Genomic DNA, 21267 nt, shown 5'->3' on the forward strand with positions numbered 1-21267 from the left:
CCTAATCCCTGTACCGCTTCTTGCGAAACGCCAGCCATGCGGCGATGACGGTGAAGGCGACGACGATGGACACCACGATCCAGAAGCCGTGCTCGTGCTCGGCCAGCGGTATGCCGCCCACGTTCATGCCGAACAGGCCGGCCAGGATGTTGATGGGCAGGGCCAGCACGGTGACCACGGTCAGAACGAAGAGGCTGTTGCTGTTGTCCTCGTTCACGGCGGCGGCCACCTCTTCCTGCAGCAGCTTGATGCGGTCCTGCAGGGTCTGCATGTCGCGCAGCATGAGCGAGAACTCCTCGCTCGCTGCGGCCAGGCCGCGCCGGTCTTCCTCGCCCATCCAGCCGGGGGGCTGCTGCAGCAGGCGGAACAGCGCGGCGGGCTCGGGCGCCAGCAGGCGCTGAAGGCGCACCAGCAGGCGGCGCAGCCGGCCCAGGTGGGCGCGCGGATGGTGGTAGCGCTGGGCCAGGATGGCGTCCTCGATGTCGTCCACGCGCGCCGTGGTCTCGCGCACCACCTTGACCAGCACATCGGCCTGGGTGCGCATCAGGTGCTCCAGCAGCTCGGCAGTGCTGGCGGGGCTGTCGCCGCGGCGCACGGCGTCGCGCAGGGCATCGACAGAGCGCAGCGGCTGGGTGCGCGCGGTGATGACCAGGCGCTCGTCCAGGCAGATCCACAGCGTGGCGATGTCGGCCGAATCGAAGTTGAACTCGAAGTTCACATCGTTGAGCACGGCGACCAGGCTGTCGTCGGCGCGCTCGATGCGCGTGGAGGTCAGGCCCTCGCGCAGGGCGGCATAGAACACGTCGGGCAGGCCCGCATGGCGCTGCAGCCAGCGCAGGGACTGGGTGTGGGTCAGGTTGAAGTGCAGCCACAGGAAATCGCGCCGGCCCGCATCGGACCGGGCTGCGGCATCGGCCAGCCACTGCGCGGCGGATGGCGCCGTCACGGCCTGCACGCACTGCCGTGTGTCACTGAAGAAGCGCCAGCCGCAGATCAGGCCTGCGTCTTCGTGGGCCTGTGCCAGGGGGGAGGCTGCATCGGTCATGGGGAGGAGGAAGCACCTGCGGAAGTGGCCCGCGCGGGCCGGGCAAGTGCGGGATTCTTGGCTGCGTCCATGACAGGGATGTGACAGCCGTCATCAGGGTGTCATGCACAGGCCCTTGCGTCCCCTCTCCGCCCCCTCACTGCCCTTTCTCCGCCTCCTCCCCTTGCCGCGACCCTGCATCAGCACATCACGACGTTCTCCAGCGAGAACGAGAAGGGGCGGGAATTCGCCCCCGAGCCGCCGCCGCGCATCACGATGTCGGCACGGGAGATGCCCAGCAGGGAGATTTCGGTGTTCATCTGGGAGACGATGGCCGAGTTCATGATCTGGCCCTGCTGGATGTGCGAGGCCACGCCGATCCAGATGCTGGGCTTGAATTCGAAGACGGCCTTTTGCCGGGGGGCAATCGCGGTCTTGACGGCCAGCAGCCTGCCGTCCTTGTAGCAGCTGGCGTTGATGGCGCCTTGGGGCAGCGCGTTGAGCACCTGCACTTCCTTGGAGCTGGCGCCGTAGCCTGCGGGCGCCAGGCGATCGCCGGCAGTGGACGGCGCCATCTGGAACTGCTGGCCGTACTGCGCCTCCAGCTGCGGCGTGCAGTTGCCATGGCTGTCGCTGGCGCCGACCTGCAGGCCCAGCGGAAAGGTGAACGGATGGTTGTCGCCCTGTCCGCAGTACTTGATGACGCGCCAAGCCACGGCAGGCGCATCGAGGTCGCTGGCGACGTTCTTCTGGAAGATGACGATCTGCGGGTGGTTCGCGTCGTTCGATTGGTTGAAGAAATTGAGTTGAACGCCCATGCATTCCTCCTGGTGGAACGAAAAGCGCTGCGGCATCCCCGGGCACTGCCTGCTGTCCCGCCACGCTTGCTGCGGGAGTCACTGTAGGGAACAACGGCCTTGCGGAGAATTACGCCCGATTACATCCCTGGGCTCACCCAGGCACGGCCCAGACCCGGTCCGCGCCCACGGCAAAGAGCTGGCGGCCTGGCTCGGGCGGCAGGCTGGCCATGCCGGTGAACAGGCCGAAGGCGGGCAGCAGGGTAAAGCCAGCGTGCACGGCAAAGCACGGCAGACGCAGGGCGTCGCGGCCGGTGCCGCGCAGCACGATGGCGGGATGGACATGGCCGGCCAGCACATGCCAGGGCCGGGCCTGCTGCGCCTGCAGGTCCTGCGTTGGCGGCGGGGGGTGATGGCAGGCGGCGAACGGCCCCAGGTGCCAGGGCTCGTCCACGATGGCAAAGCCCAGCGCGGGCGGCGGATCGCCTGCGTGGCTGTCATGGTTGCCGCGCACCAGCACCAGTTCCACGGCCGCATGGCGGCTGCGCCAGCGGGCCAGTGCAGCCAGTACGGCAGGATTGCGTGCCTCGGCCGCGTGCAGGAAGTCGCCCAGCACCACGAGCCGCCGCACGGGCAGGCCCAGAAGAAGGGCCGACAGCCGCTCCAGGTTGCCCTGCGTGGTGCCCGCCGGCACGGGAATGCCGCGCGCGCGGAAGGTGGCGGCCTTGCCCAGGTGCAGGTCGGCGATGAACAGCGTGCCCTGGGCGGGCCACCACAGCGCATGCTGGGCCAGCAGGTGCACGGGCTCGCCGGCCAGGAACATGCCCAGGCTGCCGGCCAGGGCGTCGGGGGAAACAGGACTTGGCAACGGTGCGTGGCCTTTCATCAGCGGTGCAATGGTTCTACAGCAGCGGCAAGGGCCGCGAGGGCTTGCGCACGCGGCGCGGGCGGCGGCTGGCGGCATCGGCCTCGGGGCCATCGGTGGCCTGCAGCGAGAAATCCAGCGTGCGGCGCACGGCGGCCGTGTCCTCGTCCACGGCGGGGGGCTGGTCTGCCTTGGGTTTTTTCCGTGGACGCAGCGGCGGATCGGGCGGGACCAGGTCCTGCGTGCGCGGCTCGCTGGCTGCACCGCCGGCGTCTGCCGCCTCGTGCAGCTGGGCCAGCATGCGCGCGATGCGGTCGGCCAGGTGCTCGTTGGTGAGCTTTTCGCGAAAGCGCTCCACCATGAGCGGGAAGGCAAACGGGCTGGGACGGCGCAGCGCGCTCACCACCAGCGTCTGCGCCTGCATGCGGCGCAACGCGGCCAGCAGCTGGGCGACATCGAGTTCCTGGCTCAGCACTTCCTCGTCGGCCTGGCGCAGCAGCAGGTTGCTGTCGTCGTACTTGCGAAACACCTCGAAGAACAGCTGTGACGAGGCCTGCAGCTGGCGCGCACTGCGGCGCTCGCCCGGGTGGCTCTGGAAGATCAGGCCCGAGACGCGGGCGATCTCGCGGAAGCGCCGCCGCGCCATCTCGGTGGCGTTGAGGCTGGCCAGCACTTCGTGCAGCAGGGCATGGCGGGCGTGATGGGCGTCCTCACCCGCCAGGTGGGCATCGTCGGCGGCCTGGTCCCAGTGGCGGTCCGCATTGGCGGTGTTGCGCGTGGCGCCCGCCTCCGTGGCAGAGACACGTCCGGGCACTGCCACGGCCTGCACCGGCTCGGCGCGCAGCAGTTCGGGCAGCATGGCGGCCCAGTCGCGCTCGGTGGCGCTCAGCAGCTCCAGCCCGTAGTCGTTGACGGCGATGGAGAAGGTGCCCGTCTCGCCCTGGGCGGCGCGCCAGGCCAGCAGGCTGGCCAGGCCCATATGGGCATGGCGGCCTGCAAACGGATAGAGAAACAGGTGCCAGCCTTCGCGTGTGCGCAGGGTTTCGGCCAGCAGCGTGGCGGGCGTGGGCAGGGCCGACCAGCGCTGCTGCACTTCCAGCAGGGGGCGCACGCAGCGCAGCTCGGGCGAGTGGTAGTCGCCCGCCGCCGCCAGCGCCAATTGCTGCACCACGAAGTCGGCCAGCACGGTGGACAGCGGCATGCGCGCGCCGGCCCAGCGCGGCACGGTGGGCCGCGTTCTCGCGGCGCGGCGCACGTAGGCGGTCATGTCCTCGATGCGCACCAGCTCCAGCACCTGGCCCGCGAAGACAAAGGCATCGCCGGGCGACAGGCGCGACAGAAAGCTCTCTTCCATGCTGCCCAGCCGCGCGCCATGCAGGATCTGCACGCTCATGCTGGCATCGCTGACGATGGTGCCGATGTTGGCGCGGTGCCTGCGCGCCAGCCGCGCATCGGGCATGCGCCAGATGCCCTGTTCATCGGGCCGCACGCGCTGGTAGTCGGGATAGGCGGCCAGCGAGGGGCCGCCGCGGTGCACGAAGTCCAGGCACCACTGCCAGACCGCAGGCGCCAGCCCGGCATAGGCGATGGTGCGGCGCACTTCGGCATACAGCTGATCGGGCACGAAGCCGCCGCCCAGGGCCACGGTGGCCAGGTGCTGCACCAGCACGTCGGCGGGCTGGCGGGGGCTGGCGCGCATTTCCACCTGCTGCGCGCGCACGGCAGCGCGGGCGGCGGCCGCTTCCACCAGCTCCAGGCTGTGCGTGGGCACCAGGGTGATGCGCGAGGGCCGGCCCGGCGCATGGCCCGAGCGGCCCGCGCGCTGCAGCAGCCGCGCGATGCCCTTGGCCGAGCCGATCTGCAGCACGCGCTCCACGGGCAGGAAGTCCACGCCCAGGTCCAGGCTGCTGGTGCAGACCACGGCCTTGAGCGTGCCGGCCTTGAGCCCGGCCTCCACCCATTCGCGCACACCCCGGTCCAGAGAGCCATGGTGGATGGCCAGCAGGCCGGCCCAGTCGGGCCGGGCCTCCAGCAGCGCCTTGTACCAAAGCTCGGCCTGCGAGCGCACATTCACAAAGACCAGGGTGGAGCCGGCCGTGGCCTCCAGTTCGCGCACCACGGCCGGCAGCATGGCCAGGCCCAGGTGGCCGGCCCAGGAAAAGCGCTCGGGCCGGTCGGGCAGCAGGGTGTCCACCACCAGGCGCTTGTCCACCTGGCCCTGGACCAGTACGCCGGGCCGCGGCTGGCCATGCTCGTCCAGGCCCAGCAGGGTCTGCATGGCCTCGTCCAGATTGCCCAGCGTGGCCGACATGCCCCAGACGCACAGCTGCGGGCTCCAGCCGCGCAGCCGCGCCAGGGCCAGCTGCAGTTGCACGCCGCGCTTGTTGCCCAGCAGCTCATGCCATTCATCGGCCACCACCAGGCGCACGGAGCCCAGCAGCTCGCGCGCATCGGCGCGCGCCAGCAGCAGGGACAGGCTCTCGGGCGTGGTGACCAGCACGGTGGGCAGCTGGCGCGACTGCGCGCTGCGCTCGGCGCTTCCCGTATCGCCCGTGCGTGCGCCCACGGTCCAGCGCGCCAGCGCGGGATGGCCCTGGGCCAGCGCCTGCAGGGGCGTCTGCAGCGCCTTGAGCGTGTCGGCCGCCAGGGCGCGCATGGGCGTGATCCACAGCACGGTGAGCGGTGCGGAGGCCGGTTTTCGTTTTCCGGTGTGCGCCGGCATCGAGGTTTGCGGCGGGCCCGCAAAGGCCTGCAGCGCGCCCAGCCAGACCGCATAGGTCTTGCCCGCGCCCGTGGTGGCATGCAGCAGGCCGCTGTGGCCCTGGGCCAGCGCCTTCCACACGGCGCGCTGGAAGGCAAAGGGCTTCCAGCCCCGTGCGGCAAGCCAGGCGGTGGCGAGGGGGTGGGGGGAACGGGTGGCCATGGCGCGGTGCGTCAAGGGTGGGTCACGGGTCGGAGTGCGGCAGCAGGGCCGCCAGCGTATCGATGGAGTCGGCCTCCTGCACAGGCTTGTCCTCGCGCCAGCGCAGCATGCGCGGAAAGCGCACGGCGATGCCGCTCTTGTGGCGCGCGCTGCGCGCAATGCCCTCGAAGCCCAGCTCGAACACCAGGGTGGGCCGCACGCTGCGCACGGGGCCGAAGCTCTCCACCGTGGTCTTGCGGATGATGGCGTCCACGCGCGCCATTTCGGCATCGGTCAGGCCCGAGTAGGCCTTGGCGAAGGGCACGAGTGCGCGGCCCTCGGTGCCGGGCGGCGCGTTCCAGACGGCAAAGGTGTAGTCGCTGTAGAGGCTGGCGCGACGGCCGTGGCCGCGCTGTGCATAGATGAGCACGGCGTCCACGCTCAGCGGATCGATCTTCCACTTCCACCACACGCCGCTGTCCTTGGTGCGGCCCACGCCGTAGGCGGCGTCGCGGGCCTTGAGCATCATGCCCTCCACACCCAGGGAGCGGGCCTGTTCGCGAAGTTCGGCCAGGGCGGCCCAACTGTCGCCTTGCAGCACGGGGCTGGCCAGCAGTGCCGGATGCGCCACGGCGGCCACCAGCTGCTCCAGCCTTGCGCGCCGTTCATGCTGGGGCAGCGCGCGCAGATCCTGGCCGCCCTCCTCCAGCAAGTCATAGGCCAGCAGCACCACGGGCAGCTCGCGCAGCAGCTTGGGGCCCAGGGTGTTGCGGCCTATGCGCTTTTGCAGGTCGGCAAAGGGGCGCACATGGGCGGGCGCCTCGCCCTGCTGGGCAGCCCAGACGACGATCTCGCCGTCGATCACGGTGCCCGCAGGCAAGGCATCGCCCATGGCCTGCAGCTCGGGGAAGCGCTCGCTCACCAGTTCCTCGCCGCGCGACCAGATCCAGGTGCCCAGCGCGTCACCGCTGCCGCGCCGCACGATCTGGGCGCGTATGCCGTCCCATTTCCACTCCACCACCCATTGGGACGGCGGGCCGAGCACGGCGTCGAACTGCTCCAGCGGCAACTGCAGCGGATGGGCCAGGAAGAAGGGATAGGGGTGGCCACGGGCTTCGCCCGAATGCGCGTCATCGCCCTCTTCCTCGCCTGCCACCAGCCGCAGGTAGTCGGCCGCCCCGGGCCGCGCGCCGATGTGGGTGTAGCCCATGAGCCGCTGGGCGATGCGCTTGGCATCCACCCCGCTGACGGCCGCCAGCGCCTGCGTGACCTGCAGCCGCGACACGCCGACCCGGAAGGCGCCGGTGATCAGCTTGAAGTAGACCAGCCGCTCATCGGCCGCCAGCCGCGCCCATTGCATGCGCAGCGTGTCCGCCAGCGCCTCGGGCGCCATGCCGCGCAGCGGCAGCAGGTGGTCCGTGACCCAGGCGGCCAGGCCCAGGTCGTGCGCGTCACCGGGTGGCGGCAGCAGCAGCGCAATGGTCTCGGCCAGGTCGCCCACGGCCTCGTAGCTTTCGTCGAACAGCCATTCGGGCAGGCCGGCCGCCTCGCGCGCCAGCTCCTTCAAGACCTTGGTAGGCACCAGCTGGCGCGGCTTGCCGCCGGCCAGAAAATAGACGGCCCAGGCCGCATCGGCAGGCGCGGCGGCGCGCAGATAGGCCTGCAGCGCGGCCTGCTTGTCACGGCTGGCGGTGCTGGCGTCCAGCGCGCGGTAGAGGGCGGCGAAGTCCTTCATGGGGCGGGCGCCTCGTCCGGTGCAGCCTGGGCGGCGGCAGCCTCGTCCTCATCGCCGTATTCGGTCTGGAAGGCCTGGGCGTCCAGGCCCTGCTCGCGCAGCCAGCGCACCAGCACGGCCACGCTGCCGTGGGTGACGAAGACCCGCTCGGCGCCCGTGGCGCCAATGGCGTACTGCAGGCCAGGCCAGTCGGCATGGTCGGACATGACGAAGCCCCGGTCCACGCCACGGCGCCGGCGCGTGCCGCGCAGCTGCATCCAGCCGCTGGCAAAGGCATCGGCATGGCCGGGAAAGCGGCGCATCCACGGCGTGCCCTGCGCCGAAGGCGGCGCCAGCACCAGTGCGGTCTTGAGCCGTTGTGCATCCACGCCGGGGTCGGTGACGCGCAGCGTGGGCGGCAGGTCCACGCCCGCTGCGCGGTACACGGCATTGAGCGGCTCCACCGCGCCGTGCACGACGATGGGGCCGATGCCGCTGTCCACCCCATGCAGGATGCGCTGGGCCTTGCCGAAGGCATAGCACAGCAGCACCGAGGGCCTGCCCTGGGCCGCATTGGCCTGCCACCAGGCGTTGATGTCGGCCATGAGCTCGGGCTGGCGGGGCCAGCGGTAGATGGGCAGGCCGAAGGTGGATTCGGTGATGAAGGTGTCGCAGCGCACGGGCTCGAAGGGGGTGCAGGTGCCGTCGGCCTCGGTCTTGTAGTCGCCCGAGGCCACCCAGACCTGGCCGCCATGCTCCAGCCGCACCTGGGCCGATCCGAGCACATGGCCGGCCGGGTGCAGGGAGATGCGCACGCCGTGGTGATCGATGGCTTCGCCATACGGCAGGGTCTGCAGCGTGATGTCCGCGCCCAGCCGTGCGCGCAGCACGCCTGCGCTGTCGTCATGGGCCAGGTAATGGGCGTGGCCGGCGCGCGCATGGTCGGAGTGGCCATGCGTGATCACGGCCCGCTCCACGGGCCGCCAGGGGTCGATGTAGAAATCGCCGGCCGCGCAGTACAGGCCTTCGGGACGGGCCACGATCAGGTCGGCGGGCATGCGGGATCGGGGAAAGCAGTGCTCATGTCCCCATGCTAGTGGGGCAGTCGACGGGCGCGCGCTGGCCCGGAGCGCGGCAGGCTGTCAGCCTGCACCTACCCGCGCTGCCATGCTGCCGCAACTGGCCTGCGGCGCCCTGCAAATCGGGGAAGATAGCGCCCTGGCCCCTTCCTGCAGCCGGCCCGCCGGCTCCCTTTGATCCCACACGCACCGAACACGCCGCCATGAACAACTCCGTCGTCCGCATGTCCAATCTCTTCCTGCAACTGGGCCTGGATGCCAGCGACCAGGCCATTGCCGATTTCATCCGCGCCCACCAGCTGGCCGCCGATGTGGATGTGGTGGATGCGCCCTACTGGAGCGATGCGCAGCGCCAGTTCCTGGCCGAGCAGCTCAAGGCCGATGCCTCTTGGGCCATCGTGGTCGACCAGCTCAGCGAGTCGCTGCACGAGGACGCGGTCAGGCGGCGCGCCGAAGGCCTGAGCTGAAGCGAGGCAGCCTGTCCACCCCGATGGCCTGCATGGACGGCAGCCCCAGGCCGCGAACGGCCATGCCGCGCCAGGACGAAGGCTGTCGGCTCACAGTCCTCCAAAGAGGTGCCTGCCCCTCAGGCCCATCCGCGTCACAAAACTGAAACAGGGAAATCGTAACATTCCCTAACAATTTTGCGATGTGCATTCCATGGATGAGTCCCGCGCCTACCTGAGCGATTCCCGGCCCCGTTTCCGCCCACCCAGCGCCGCGGACCTGTGCACCCCCGTCCCCTGCATGACCGCCGACGAGACCAACGAGAAGGTGCTCGAGGTCTTCACGCGCCACCGCGATCTGGCCAGCCTGCCCGTGGTGGAGGGCGACCGCCCCATCGGCCTGATCAACCGCAGCATCTTCCTGTCGCAGTTCAGCAAACCGTTTCGCATGGAGCTGTACGGCAAGAAGAGCTGCATCGCCTTCATGGACAAGGAGCCGCTGGTGGTCGATGCCTCCACCGACATCGACACCCTGACCGTGAAGACCGTGGAGTACGGTGAAAAGGCGCTGACCGACGGCTTCATCATCACGCGCGGCGGCCTGTTCGCGGGCGTGGGCCACGGCCTGCAGCTGATGCGTGCGGTGGCGGACATGCAGGTGGCGCGCAACCGCCAGATCATGCACAGCATCGAATACGCCAGCGTGATCCAGCAGTCGCTGCTGCGCAGCTCGCGCGAGGCCCTGGCACGCGCCTGCCCCGGCGCCGACCTGGTCTGGGAGCCGCGCGACGTGGTCGGCGGCGACTTCTACCAGTTCAGCCAGGACGGCGATGGCTGGTTTGCCACCGTGGCCGATTGCACGGGCCACGGCGTGCCCGGCGCCTTCATGACGCTGATCGCCACCAGCAGCCTGGGCCAGGCCATCAAGGAACACGGCCCGCGCGACCCGGCCGCGCTGCTGGGCCATGTGAACCGCAGCGTCAAGCAGATGCTGGGCCAGCTCGACGGCAAGGACGGCACGCCGGGCTCGGACGACGGGCTGGACGCGGCCTGCTTCTGGTTCGAGCCCGCGCACCGGCGCCTGCGCTTTGCAGGCGCGCGCCTGTCGCTGTTCCTGCTGCGCCCCGGCGCCGAGGCGGTGGAGGTGGTGGACGGCCAGCGCAAGGGCGTGGGCTATGTGGACAGCGAATTCGACTTCGCCTGGAACAACATCGACCTGGAGCTGCCCGCAGGCACCCTGGTCTTCACCACCACCGACGGCCTGATCGACCAGGTCGGCGGCCCGCGCGGCATCACCTTCGGCAAGAAGCGCCTGCGCGAGCTGCTGCTGGAGCAGGCCGGCCGCACGCCCGCCGAGATCAACCGCGCCCTGCTGGACGCCCTGCAGGCCTGGCAAGGCGAGCACCACCGCCGTGACGACCTGACCTTCTTCTGCTTCAGAACCTGAATGCATCCCATGCCCCAAGCACAGATCGCCGACAAGTACGGCAGCTTCTTCCACCTGGCGCGCCAGCACCAGGTGATCTTCTACTACGTGGGCTACTTCTCGCAGAACATCGTCGCGGCCATGGCCGAGGCCGTGCGGCTGCAGCTGGAAGTGGCCGGCGTGCCCGGCCCCACGCGGCGCAAGCTGTTCTCGTCCTTCGTGGAGATGGCGCAGAACATCATCCATTACTCGGCCGATGCACTGACCCCGCCCCACCAGGACGATGGCGAGCTGCGCCACGGCGCGGTCTGCATCCGCCGCGAGGACGACGGCAGCTTCGTGCTGCTGTGCGCCAACCCCATCGAGCCCGGCATGGGCGAGGCGCTGCGCGCCAAGCTCGACGCCCTGCGCAGCATGACCCTGGACGAGATCAAGAAGGCCTGCCGCCAGTCGCTGCGCGACGACGCGCCCGAAGGCAGCAAGGGCGCGGGCATGGGTTTCCTGACCCTGGCCCGCGATGCGCGCGAGCCGCTGCAGTTCGACTTCGATCCCGCCCAGACCGTGGACGGTCGTCCCGTCTTCTACCTGAAAGCCACGCTCTGAGCCGCACCGGCCAGCCAGGAACGCTCCGGCACCGGACCTGGACAGGCCGGGCGCGCAGGCACGGACAACGCACCGAGATCACGCATGGACAACCTCTACATCGCTCCGACCCCCAGCTCCCCGGAAGTGGACTTCCGGTTCGACACGCACACGCTGCACCTGCGTGGCGAGTCCTATCCGGAGAACGCCGCCGCCTTCTATGGCGGCATCCTCACCCGCCTGCAGGACTACCTGGCCCTGGCGCAGCCCGCGCAGCAGCAGGCACCGATCCAGGTGCACATCGCGCTGGCCTATTTCAACAGCTCCAGCACCAAGATGCTGTTCAACCTCATCGAGGCGCTGAGCGAGGCCGCCGAGGCCGGCCGCACCGTGGCCCTGCACTGGTACTACGACGAGGAAGACGACACCATCTGCGAATTCGGCGAGGAGCTGCGCGACGACTTTGCCGCCATTGCCTTCACCGGCCATCCCGTGAAGGCCGCGTGATGGACACCGTGGCAGCACCCGCCGCCTGCGCCGCTCCTGCAGATCTTTTCGATGCCGAGCACCGGGCCCTGCTGGCGGCCCGCGCGGCCCACGAGCTGGGCGAGGAGGCCGGCGCCCGGGCCTGCCACCAGGCCCTGGGCGCGCTGCTGGCCGCCTATGACCGCCTGCTGCGCGAAACGCGCCGGCTGGTGCGCCGCAGCGACCGCGCCGAGCTGGAGATGACCCAGCTCAACCAGCGCCTGCAGGAGCTGGCCGGCGAGCTGGAATACCGCGCCACGCACGACCCGCTGACCGGCGTGCTCAACCGCGCGGCCATCATCGAGCGCGTGAACCGCCACTTCACCCAGCAGGGCCTGGCCCTGATCGTGCTGGACATAGACCACTTCAAGCGCGTGAACGACAGCTTCGGCCACCCCGTGGGCGACAGCGTGATCCTGGGCGTGGTGCGCTGCCTCAAGGCCGCCGTGCCGGACACGGCCCACATCGGCCGCGTGGGCGGCGAGGAATTCACCGTGCTGCTGCCCCAGCACGACAGCGACGGCGCCGTGCGCGTGGCCGAGCAGGTGCGCGCCGCCATCGAGGCCCATCCCTTCGGCCTGCCCGACGCCAGCTGCATCACGGCCAGCTTCGGCGTGAGCTGGCGCCCGAGCGGCGGCCGCTTCGACGAGGCCTACAGCCTGGCCGACGAGGCGCTGTACGCCGCCAAGCGCAGCGGGCGCAACCAGGTCGTGCGCGCGGCAGACCATGCCACGGCCTGAGCGGCGCGGACACGGACAGGGCTGAGGCATGAGTTTCGTGATGCGCGCACGGGCGCCCAGGGCGCCCGCCCCTGCTTCCGCCCTCCTGCAGCCGGCTCTGCAGCCGCCCCCGCCATCGCCCGTGCCCGGGCCTGAATGGCGGGTGCTGATCGTGGACAGCGACCCCGACGTGCACGCCGCCTTCCGCCTGGCGCTGGAAGGCCACAGCCTGTTCGGCCGGCCGCTGGTGTTCCTCTACGCCCGCTCCGGCACGCAGGCACGCAACCTGCTGCGCAGCGAGCAGGACCTGGCCGTGGTGGTGCTCGACGCCGTGACCGACGGCACGGGCGCCGGGCTGGACCTGGTGGACTTCATCCGCTACACGGCCGGCCTGCGCAACAGCCGTATCGTGCTGCGCACCGGCCGCCCGGGCCAGGCGCCCGATCTGGAAACCCTGCTGCGCTACGACATCAACGACTGCCGCACCAAGACCGAACTCACGCCCGACCGGCTGCTGGCCATCGTGGTGACCGCCGTGCGCTCCTACGAGCAGCTGTGCGCCATCGAGGCCAACCGCCGCAGCCTGGAGCTGATGGTGCGCTCCAGCGCCTCGCTGCTGGAGGAAACCAACCTGCACGCCTTCGCACGCGGCGTGATCACCCAGCTGGCCACCTTGCTGGGCGTGGCCAGCGAAGGCCTGGTCTGCTCGGAGGGCACGCACCCGGCCGAGCCCTACCGCGTGCTCGCGGCCACGGGGCCATTCGCCCGGCTCATCGACCAGCCCATCGCCACCGTGCTGGCCTCGCGCGGCCTGCGCCTGCTGCGCCAGGCGCTGCAGACCCGCCGCAACATCTACGGCGTGCAGCGCGGCGTGGCCCTGTACATAGGCCGGGGCGACGAGCAGGACATGGCCGTCTTCATCGATGCGCCAGCCTCGCACAGCGCACTGGACCGCCAGCTGCTCGAAGTCTTCTGCGCCAACCTGCGCACGCTGCTGCACAACCGCGGCCTGCTGGAGCGCCTGCACCAGTCCGCCTACTTCGACCCCCTGGTCTGCCTGCCCAACCGCGCCCACTTCGTGGAAAAAGTGGACGAATGCGTGTGGCGCGGCACGCAGGACCATGTGCTGGCCCTGGTGGACATCGACGACTTCAGCGCCACCAACGACGTGATGGGCCACCGCTTCGGCGACCGCCTGCTCGAAGCCATGGCCCGCCGCCTGGCCGGCGCCCTGCCCGCCGGCGTGCTGCTGGCGCGCGTGGGCTCGGACACCTTCGGCATCCTGGGCCCCACAAGGGAAGTGGCCCTGGGCCAGTTGCTGGACTGCGCGCGCCAGCCGCTGGCCGTGGACGGCGTGCCGCACAAGGTCTCGCTGACCTGCGGCTACGTGCACCTGCCCCGTGAACGCCAGGCCGGCACCGACCTGGTCAAGGACGCCACCATCGCCCTCAAGCGCGCCAAGCGCGACCACCGGGGCCAGCTGCTGGAGTATTCCGAGCACATGGGCATGGAGGCACGCGACCGCGCCCTGCTGCTGTCCGACCTGCGCGCCGCCATCGACGGCGCCCAGCTCTTCCTGGTCTACCAGCCCCAGGTGGACCTGGAAACCCATGCCATGGTCGGCCTGGAGGCCCTGCTGCGCTGGCCACGGCAGGACGGCAGCTTCGTGCCGCCCGACCGCTTCATTCCCGTGGCCGAGCATTCGGGCCTCATCGTGCCGCTGGGCCAATGGGTGCTGGCCACGGCCTGCCGCACCATGCGCGAACTGCTGGATGCCGGCCGCGCGCCCCGGCGCATGGCCGTCAACGTCTCCACCGTGCAGCTGCAGGACCCGGGCTTCCTGCAGACGGTGCGTCATGCCCTTACCGAGCACGGCCTGCAGGGCGCGCAGCTGGAGCTGGAGATCACCGAATCCGTCGCGGTCCTGCCCACCCAGCTGCTGCAGGCCACGCTCAGCGCCCTGCGCGCCCTGGGCGTGACCATTGCCATCGACGACTTCGGCACCGGCTACTCCTCGCTGAGCTACCTGGAGCGCCTGCCGCTGGACCGCATCAAGATCGACCGCAGCTTCGTGCGCCAGCTTGGCGAATCACAGGAAGCGCGCATCGCCGAAATGATCGCCCAGCTGGGCCGCAAGCTCGGCCTGCAGGTCCTGGCCGAAGGCATAGAGGACGCCAGCGCCTGGCAGGCACTGCGCGCCATGGGCTGCCAGGAGGGACAGGGCTATCACATTGCCCGGCCGATGGACAAGGGCCAGTTGCTGGGCTGGCTGGGCCAGCGCAATGAAGCGCTTCAGCGGCAGCCTGGCACCTCTCAGTTCCCCTGAGGCGGGCAGGCCGCGCCCTGCTCCCTCCCTACCTACCTGCACACCGCAGGAAACCCATGCCGCCTGGCCGCCCACACCACGGCCAGCGATGCGCCCAGCAGCGCCAGCAGCACGGGCGTGAAGGCGCCCACGCCCATGCGCGCCAGCAGCAGGCCGCCCACGATGCCGCCGCCGGCAATCGCCATGTTCCAGGCCGTGACCAGCATGGACTGCGCCACGTCGGCGGCCTCGCCCGCCGTGTGGGCAATGGCGGTCTGCAGCAGCGTGGCGGCGCCGCCAAAGGCCAGGCCCCAGACGGCCACCGCCGCATACACCAGGGCCGGCGCATCAGCGGCCATGCCCAGCATCAGCGTGGACAGTGCAAACAGCGCAATGCTGGCCAGCGTGAGCGCACGCAGGTGGCGGTCGATCAGCACGCCGGTGATCCAGATGCCCAGCACGGAGGTGGCGCCGAACACCAGCAGCACCAGGTCCGTGCGCGCGGCCATGCCCGCCTCCGCCAGGAAGGGCGCGATGTAGGTGTAGAGAATGTTGTGCGCCAGCACGAAGGCCAGCACCACGAACAGCACGGGGCGCACGCCCGCCAGGGTGAACACGCGCCGCAGCGGCAGGTGGCGGCCTGCCGCCTGCCCCGCGAAGTCGGGCAGGCGGGCGCGCACCCAGACCATGAGCGCCAGCGCCAGCACGCTCATGAGGCCGAAGCACAGCCGCCAGCCCACCCACTGGCCCAGCACGGTGCCGGCCGGCACGCCCAGCGACAGCGCCAGCGGCGTGCCCACCATGGCAATGGCGATGGCGCGGCCCTTGAGATGGCCGGGCACCATGCGTGCCGCGTAGCCGGCCAGCAGCGCCCAAAGCAGCCCGGCCGAGACCCCCGCCAGAAAGCGCGCCACCAGGGTCAGCGCAAAGTGCGTGGACAAGGCCGTGACCGTGTTGGCGACGACAAAGCCCGCGATCGCCGCCAGCAGCAGGGGGCGGCGGCGCATGCCCTGCGTGGCGGCCGTCAGCGGTATGGCGGCCACCAGGGAACCTATGGCGTAGAGGGTGACGGTCTGGCCCACCCAGGCCTCGGTCACGGCCAGGCCCTGGGCCATCTGCGGCAGCAGGCCGGCCGGCAGCGCCTCGGTCAATATGGTGATGAAAGCTGCCATGGCCAGCGCCAGCAGGGAGGCAACGGGCAGGCGGTCCTGGCTTGTTCCGTTCATTGCGGCTCTCCCGAAGCCCCGTGGACCTCACAAACCCCGTAGACCGCGTCGCGCAAATCGTTGACGAAGCGCCCCGACATGCCCTCGTACAAGGTGTTGGTGAAGGCCACGACGCTGAGTTCCTGTGCCCGGTCCACGAACCAGGAATGCCCGTAGGCCCCGCCCCAGCGCCAGGTGCCCGCCGACTCGGGCGACGCGGCCAGCGCCGGGTCGCGCAGCACGGAAAAGCCCAGTCCGAAGCCGAACCCGGGCGCATCGGGCAGCTCCAGCCCGCCCGTCTGGTCGCGCGCCATCTCGGCGACCAGCGCGTCGGGCAGGAGCGTTCCGCCGCCCTGGCGCAGGGCCTCCAGCAGGCGCAGGAAGTCGCCGGCCGTGCAGGCCATGCCCGCGCCGCCCGAGGCAAAGGCCCGCGCATTGAAGATGCGGGCCGGGCTGAACGGGATGCCGATGGCACCCTCGAAGGGCGACACGGTCTCGCCCTCGGCCAGCGGATGGGGCTGCGGCACATCGCTGACATAGGCCGTGGCCACGCGCCGTGCGGCCAGTGCATCGGTCACCGCAAAGCCGGTATCGGCCATGCCCAGCGGCCCGGCCACAAGGTCGCGCACGGCCTGCTCCAGCGGCCTGCCGTGCACCTGTTCAATGAGGGCGCCCAGCACATCGGTGGCCAGCGAGTAGCCCCAGGCCGTGCCGGGCTCGTACCGCAGCGGCACGCTGGCGATGCGGCGCAGGTTCTCCGCCAGGCTGATGCCCGAGCCATCCATGCCGTCCGATACACCGGCCAGCGCATAAGGGCCCTGTGCGTCGGACTCGAAGAAGCGGTAGCCCAGCCCCGCCGTGTGGCTGAGAAGCTGCCGCGCGGTGATGCGCGCCGGCCGGCCATCGGCCAGCCGGGGCCGGAACTGCGGCAGCCAGCGGTCCACGCCCTCATCCAGACCGAGCCGGCCCTGCGCCACCAGCACCAGGGCCGCCGCCGAAACAATGGGCTTGCTCGCCGAGGCCAGGCGGAACACCGTGTCCACGGCCATGGGCAGGCCGCGCTCGCGATCAGCCCAGCCGGCCGCCTGGCGGTGGACCAGGGCGCCGCCACGCGCCACCAGCACCACGGCGCCGACCAGGCGCTGCGCCTCAAGCGCCTGCCGGACCACGGCCTGGATGCGGTCGGTCAGGGGCGAGTTCAACGGGGCTGCAGGCAGCGCAGCGGGTGCAGCAGATGCCGCAGAAAGAGCAATCGTCATGGGAATTCCCGGGATCAATGAACAGGGTCCTGACGATAGAAAGCCCTCGATTAAAGAAAAAGTGGGGTAGATTTCCGGGTTATGCGGAGCTTTCTGTCCGCAATGAAGGAGTGGCCTTGGACAGCCTCAACGGTTTCCTGGTGTTCGTGCAGGTCGCCGAGACCCGCAGCTTCGTGGCGGCAGGCCGGCTGATGGGAGTCTCGGCATCGGCCATCGGCAAGAGCGTGGCGCGGCTGGAGGACCGGCTGGGCGTGCGCCTGTTCCACCGCAGCACGCGCAGCATCACGCTGACGGCCGAGGGCACGCTGTTCCTGGAGCGCAGCCGGCGCATCCTGGCCGAGATCGAGGCCGCGCAGCTGGAGCTGTCGCAGGCCAGCGCCGCGCCGCGTGGCCGGCTGCGGGTCAGCCTGCCCCTGGTCAGCTCGCTGGTGCTGCCGGTGCTGGGCGAGTTCATGCGCGCCTATCCCGAGATCGAGCTGGACCTGGACTTCACGGACCAGCTGGTGGATGTGATCGAGGAAGGCTTCGATGCCGTGGTGCGCACGGGCGCGCCCGCCGACTCCCGGCTGTCCGCGCGCCGGCTGGGCGCCTTCGGCTACCTGCTGGTGGCCTCGCCCGGCTATCTGGCGCAGCGCGGCACGCCCCGGGTGCCCGAAGATCTGCTGCAACACAGCTGCCTGCACTACCGCTACCCCCACAGCGGCAAGCTGGAGCCCTGGGTGCTGCGGCGCGCAGCGGGCGCGCCCGAGCTGCAACTGCCCACCTCCATGATCTGCAACAACATCGAAACCCGGCTGTGCTTTGCGCTGCAGGGCCTGGGCATCGCCTACCTGCCGGATTTTTCCATCCGCGAGCCGCTGGCCGACGGCCGGCTGCAACCCGTGCTGGCGGACTGGATGGAGCACACCAATGTCTTCCACGTGCTGTGGCCCGCCAGCAGGCACCCCTCGCCCAAGCTGCGGGCACTGGTGGACTTCCTGTGCGCGCGGGTGTTTCCACAGGCGCAGCCCGGGCAGGTCCAGGACGCTGCCAGGACCGGGGCACCCAAGACACCCCAGACATCCGGGACGCGCGGATAGGCTGCGCGCCGGCTGCTGCCCTGACTTGCTGGCTATCGCGCAGGCCCCTATCTGAGTTAGCATGCTTATAGAGCGACGTATTCACAGAGTAATATCGGTTGCTCTGGCCCACCGGCAGGCAGGACCTGCGTCTCGAACGCTGTGGCGTGCGGGGCGCTGTATCGGTGGGCCATTGCGGTTGACAGCTGGCGTTGCAGATCTTTTTTCTTGTCTCGCTGCGTTGCATGTCTTCTCGTTCCACCGCTATCCATCGTCCCGCCCTTTCCTCGCGCTCGCACGCAAGAACATCGTTGGCCGTCATTGCAGGCGTCTGCTTGATGGCGCTCGCAGCGGGGCTGTACTGGGCCGCGTTGCTGGCCAGCCACCAGTACATGCAGCGCTACACACAGGATCAGGCATGGCTGCGCGTCTCGCAGATGTCCCAGGCGGTTTCCGCGCAGGCCGGGACCATGCTGTCGGGCCTGAACTATTCCCTGCGGGACCTGGCCCAGGACTACGAGTCGGGTGACTCCGAGGCGTTCGGGCGGGCCGTCGCCAGCGTCCAGGAGGCCTATCCGCCCGGCACCATCGTCCAGGTGGCCGTGGCCGATGCGAAGGGCCAGGTGGTGTATTCGAGCCTGGCAGCCTCGGAGCCGCCTGCGCAGGGCGTGTCCATTTTCGACCGCGAACATTTCCAGGCGCATCTGAAGGGCCTGACGCAGGGAACCTTCATCGGCCGTCCGGTACAGGGACGGGTCTCCGGGCAATGGGGTATCCAGCTGAGCCGCGCCCTGCACCACCGTGGCGCGTTTGCGGGCGTGCTGGTGGTGTCGCTGTCGCCGCAGTACCTGTCGCGGCAGTTGCAGGCCATCTTCGACAGCCCGCGCGACGTGATCTTGCTGCTGCGCGAGGACGGCACCTATCTTGCGCGCTCGCAGAACCAGGACCGGGTGCTCGGGCGCCAGTTGCCCGCGAAGCGGGTGGCGCTGTTTGCCCCCGATGTCACGCATGGCACCTACGAGGTGCTGGCGAGCACCGACGGAATACAGCGCATGTATGCCTGGAGCCGCGTCAGCGGCTTTCCGATACTGGTGAGCACGGGGCTGGACCACGAGGCCGTGTTCGGCCCGCTCAACGAGACCATACGGCAGAGCCTGTGGCGCAACGGCATAGGCACGCTGCTGATTTTTCTGGGCGGGATGCTGACGGCCTGGCTGGCGTTCCAGCGCTGGCGGGAGGAGGACCAGCGGGTCCAGTCCGAAGAGCGCTTTCATCTCCTGTCGCAGGAAGTGCCGGGCGGCCTGTTCCAGTACAGCTGGGACCCTGCCGGCCACTACGCTCTGTCGTTTGCCAACCCCGGCTTTTATGCCATGCACTGCATCGATCCGGATACGGCAGACACCGCCTTGCAGGACCTGGCACAGCGGGTTCATCCGGAAGATATCTCGGCGCTCAGGCGGTCCATCGACGAAGCGATGCGCAGCCAGGGGGACTGGGCCTGCAAGTACCGCGTACAGTCCGCCGATGGCTCCGTGCGCTGGCTGCAGGGCCATGCACGCCCGCAACGCACTGACGACGCAACCGTGCTCTGGCATGGCTACATCCTCGATGTCACCCAGGACGAAAGCCTGCGCAAGGCGCTTCACGAAAGCGAGGAGCGGCTGCGGCTGACCATCGGTGCCGTGCGTGACGGACTTTGGCAGTGGGACCGCGAACACGACCAGGTGCTATGGGATGCCCGCTGCTACCAGATGCTGGGCATGCCGGACCAGGCACTCGGTTCGTTCACCGTGGCCGGCTTCATGCATCTGCTGCACCCACTGGACCAGCCTCGCGTCCAGGAACGGCTCAGGCGCCACCTCGAACACGGCGACCCATTCCGTGTCGAGATGCGCATAAGGCAGGCCGATGGCTCCTGGCGATGGATCGAATCGCGCGGGGAAGTCACCCTGCGCGATGCCGACAACAAGGCAATGCGCATGCTGGGAATGCACACCGATATCCAGGAACGGGTGGAGCAGACCCATATGGTGAGCGCCCTGCTGGAGCGCGGAAGCGCCTTGGTGCTTGTCGCCAGCCATCGCCGCAGCATCGTCTACGCCAATGCTCGGGCAGCCGAGTGCTTCGGCCTTGCCGCGGGCGCGCTCGAGCCGCAGTGCTCATTCCAGCAGCTGCATCCGTCCAGCGACAGTTTCGACAGCTTCGCATCGCTGTACGAGCGCCTGAGCCTGAAGGGCACGGTGCGTACCGAGTGGGCACTGAAGGTCAAGGGCGGCCACATGCGCTGGTTCGACATGCAGGGGGCACTGCTGGATCCCGAAGACCCCCAGGGCAATGTGATCTGGACACTGTTCGACGTAGATGCCCGCCATCAGGCGGAAAGCGCATTGCACCAGGTACAGCAGCGGCTGGAGGCCATCATCGAGAAATTTCCGTCGGGCATCCTGGTGACCGACGATGCGGGGCAGTGCATCAGGGCAAGCAACGCAATGCTGGTGGACCTGTTCGAGCTGCCGCTGTCCGCCACGGACCTTGTGGGGAAAAGCCTGCAGACCTTGCTGTCCTATTTGCCCCCGGCCATGGCAACGGCCTTGCAGCCTGCACCGCAACCGGGGGCAGGCGCCCTGTCGCAACGAACGATCTTTGCCCTGTCCAACGGCCGCCATATAGAAACGGAGCTGCTGCCGCTTCGCAGGCAGGAGCGGCTGCTTGGCTACTGCTGGGTATTCCACGACGTGACCGACTACAAGAGGCGCGAAACGCAGCTCGAAGCCCTGGCATTGACCGATGCGCTCACGGGTGCCAGCAACCGGCGGGCCTTCATCACGCGCATGGAGTCGGAGCTGGAGCACCTGCGCCTGGGACTGAGCCATCCGTCGGCACTGATCATGCTGGATATCGACCATTTCAAGCGCGTCAACGACAGCTTCGGCCATGGCGTGGGCGACGAGGTGCTCAGGCATCTGGTGATCGCGGTGTCCAAGCAGCTGCGCCAGGGCGACATGCTGGGCCGCCTGGGCGGCGAGGAATTCGCCGTCTTGCTGACGGACGTGGACGCCCCGACCGCACTGCGGCGCGCGGAGAACCTGCGTGAGGCCGTGGCGGCGCTGGCCGTGTCCGTACAGGGCCAGGACAGCCCGATACGCTTCACCGTGAGCCTGGGCGTATGCCTCATGGACGAGGGCGAGGCATCGGTCGAGCGCTGCCTGGAGCGGGCCGACGCCGCCATGTATTTCTCCAAGCGCAATGGCCGCAACCGCACCACATGCTGGACGCCCGATACCCCCGTGATTTCAGACGCCAAGTGAACGCGATGCCAGTGCCGCGACACGCCCGTGCGCCCGGGCAAGGCGATGTGTCA

16 protein-coding genes are annotated in these 21267 nt (G+C 69.6%); 8 read left to right on the forward strand and 8 right to left on the reverse strand.

Annotated features, from left to right (window positions below; translation table 11 throughout):
• Position 1 precedes the first annotated feature (1 nt).
• From ACRSCF_RS17475 to ACRSCF_RS17500, 6 genes are all read right to left on the reverse strand, one after another.
• The gene (locus ACRSCF_RS17475) at positions 2 to 1045 is read right to left on the reverse strand and encodes a transporter (RefSeq protein WP_016448182.1); all 1044 of its coding nucleotides are present in this window, start codon (positions 1043 to 1045) and stop codon (positions 2 to 4) included.
• Positions 1046 to 1224: 179 nt separating this feature from the next.
• Positions 1225 to 1842, reverse strand: a complete 618-nt coding sequence (locus ACRSCF_RS17480) for a hypothetical protein (RefSeq protein ID WP_016448183.1) — start codon at positions 1840 to 1842, stop codon at positions 1225 to 1227.
• Positions 1843 to 1975: 133 nt separating this feature from the next.
• Positions 1976 to 2707 carry a ligase-associated DNA damage response endonuclease PdeM gene (gene pdeM, locus ACRSCF_RS17485; RefSeq protein ID WP_034347934.1) on the reverse strand — a complete coding sequence of 244 codons (732 nt, stop codon included), beginning with the start codon at positions 2705 to 2707 and terminating at the stop codon, positions 1976 to 1978.
• Positions 2708 to 2723: 16 nt separating this feature from the next.
• Positions 2724 to 5609 carry a ligase-associated DNA damage response DEXH box helicase gene (locus ACRSCF_RS17490; protein WP_244386267.1) on the reverse strand — a complete coding sequence of 962 codons (2886 nt, stop codon included), beginning with the start codon at positions 5607 to 5609 and terminating at the stop codon, positions 2724 to 2726.
• 22 nt (positions 5610 to 5631) lie between these two features.
• A complete protein-coding gene (locus ACRSCF_RS17495) occupies positions 5632 to 7323 on the reverse strand; it encodes an ATP-dependent DNA ligase (protein ID WP_244386270.1) in 1692 nt (563 codons plus the stop codon).
• Complete coding sequence (locus ACRSCF_RS17500) at positions 7320 to 8360, reverse strand: ligase-associated DNA damage response exonuclease (protein WP_017404396.1); 1041 nt, start codon at positions 8358 to 8360, stop codon at positions 7320 to 7322. The genes ACRSCF_RS17495 and ACRSCF_RS17500 overlap by 4 nt, the downstream gene beginning before the upstream one ends.
• A 224-nt stretch (positions 8361 to 8584) precedes the next feature.
• On the opposite strand from ACRSCF_RS17500, the gene ACRSCF_RS17505 reads away from it, so the two are divergent.
• The 6 genes from ACRSCF_RS17505 to ACRSCF_RS17530 all read left to right on the forward strand — a co-directional run bounded on the left by ACRSCF_RS17505 (position 8585) and on the right by ACRSCF_RS17530 (position 14405).
• Entirely contained in the window at positions 8585 to 8848 is a 264-nt protein-coding gene (locus ACRSCF_RS17505; protein ID WP_034364437.1) for a DUF2789 domain-containing protein, read from the forward strand.
• Between the two features lie 193 nt (positions 8849 to 9041).
• A complete protein-coding gene (locus tag ACRSCF_RS17510; protein WP_016448189.1) occupies positions 9042 to 10274 on the forward strand; it encodes a SpoIIE family protein phosphatase in 1233 nt (410 codons plus the stop codon).
• Positions 10275 to 10283: 9 nt separating this feature from the next.
• Complete coding sequence (locus ACRSCF_RS17515; protein ID WP_016448190.1) at positions 10284 to 10856, forward strand: SiaB family protein kinase; 573 nt, start codon at positions 10284 to 10286, stop codon at positions 10854 to 10856.
• Between the two features lie 84 nt (positions 10857 to 10940).
• Positions 10941 to 11342, forward strand: a complete 402-nt coding sequence (locus ACRSCF_RS17520; protein ID WP_016448191.1) for a DUF1987 domain-containing protein — start codon at positions 10941 to 10943, stop codon at positions 11340 to 11342.
• Positions 11342 to 12100 (forward strand): GGDEF domain-containing protein, encoded by a 759-nt coding sequence (locus ACRSCF_RS17525; protein ID WP_016448192.1) that lies wholly within the window; start codon positions 11342 to 11344, stop codon positions 12098 to 12100. The genes ACRSCF_RS17520 and ACRSCF_RS17525 overlap by 1 nt, the downstream gene beginning before the upstream one ends.
• A 28-nt stretch (positions 12101 to 12128) precedes the next feature.
• Positions 12129 to 14405, forward strand: coding sequence for a putative bifunctional diguanylate cyclase/phosphodiesterase (locus ACRSCF_RS17530; RefSeq protein WP_244386272.1), 2277 nt, complete (start codon positions 12129 to 12131; stop codon positions 14403 to 14405).
• A 32-nt stretch (positions 14406 to 14437) separates the two neighbouring features.
• On the opposite strand, the gene ACRSCF_RS17535 is transcribed toward ACRSCF_RS17530, so the two are convergent.
• Both ACRSCF_RS17535 and ACRSCF_RS17540 read right to left on the reverse strand, forming a co-directional pair.
• Positions 14438 to 15610 (reverse strand): MFS transporter, encoded by a 1173-nt coding sequence (locus ACRSCF_RS17535; protein WP_244386274.1) that lies wholly within the window; start codon positions 15608 to 15610, stop codon positions 14438 to 14440.
• On the reverse strand, positions 15607 to 16848 hold the full coding sequence (locus ACRSCF_RS17540; RefSeq protein ID WP_244386276.1) for a serine hydrolase domain-containing protein: 1242 nt from the start codon (positions 16846 to 16848) through the stop codon (positions 15607 to 15609). The genes ACRSCF_RS17535 and ACRSCF_RS17540 overlap by 4 nt, the downstream gene beginning before the upstream one ends.
• Positions 16849 to 16964: 116 nt before the next feature.
• Between ACRSCF_RS17540 and ACRSCF_RS17545 the strand changes: the two genes are divergently transcribed.
• Both ACRSCF_RS17545 and ACRSCF_RS17550 read left to right on the forward strand, forming a co-directional pair.
• Complete coding sequence (locus tag ACRSCF_RS17545; RefSeq protein WP_244386290.1) at positions 16965 to 17927, forward strand: LysR family transcriptional regulator; 963 nt, start codon at positions 16965 to 16967, stop codon at positions 17925 to 17927.
• A 317-nt stretch (positions 17928 to 18244) separates the two neighbouring features.
• The gene (locus tag ACRSCF_RS17550; RefSeq protein WP_082254132.1) at positions 18245 to 21214 is read left to right on the forward strand and encodes a diguanylate cyclase; all 2970 of its coding nucleotides are present in this window, start codon (positions 18245 to 18247) and stop codon (positions 21212 to 21214) included.
• Positions 21215 to 21267: the final 53 nt, after the last annotated feature.

This window comes from Delftia sp. 11MD (genome assembly GCF_050907895.1).
GTDB lineage: Bacteria > Pseudomonadota > Gammaproteobacteria > Burkholderiales > Burkholderiaceae_C > Comamonas > Comamonas tsuruhatensis.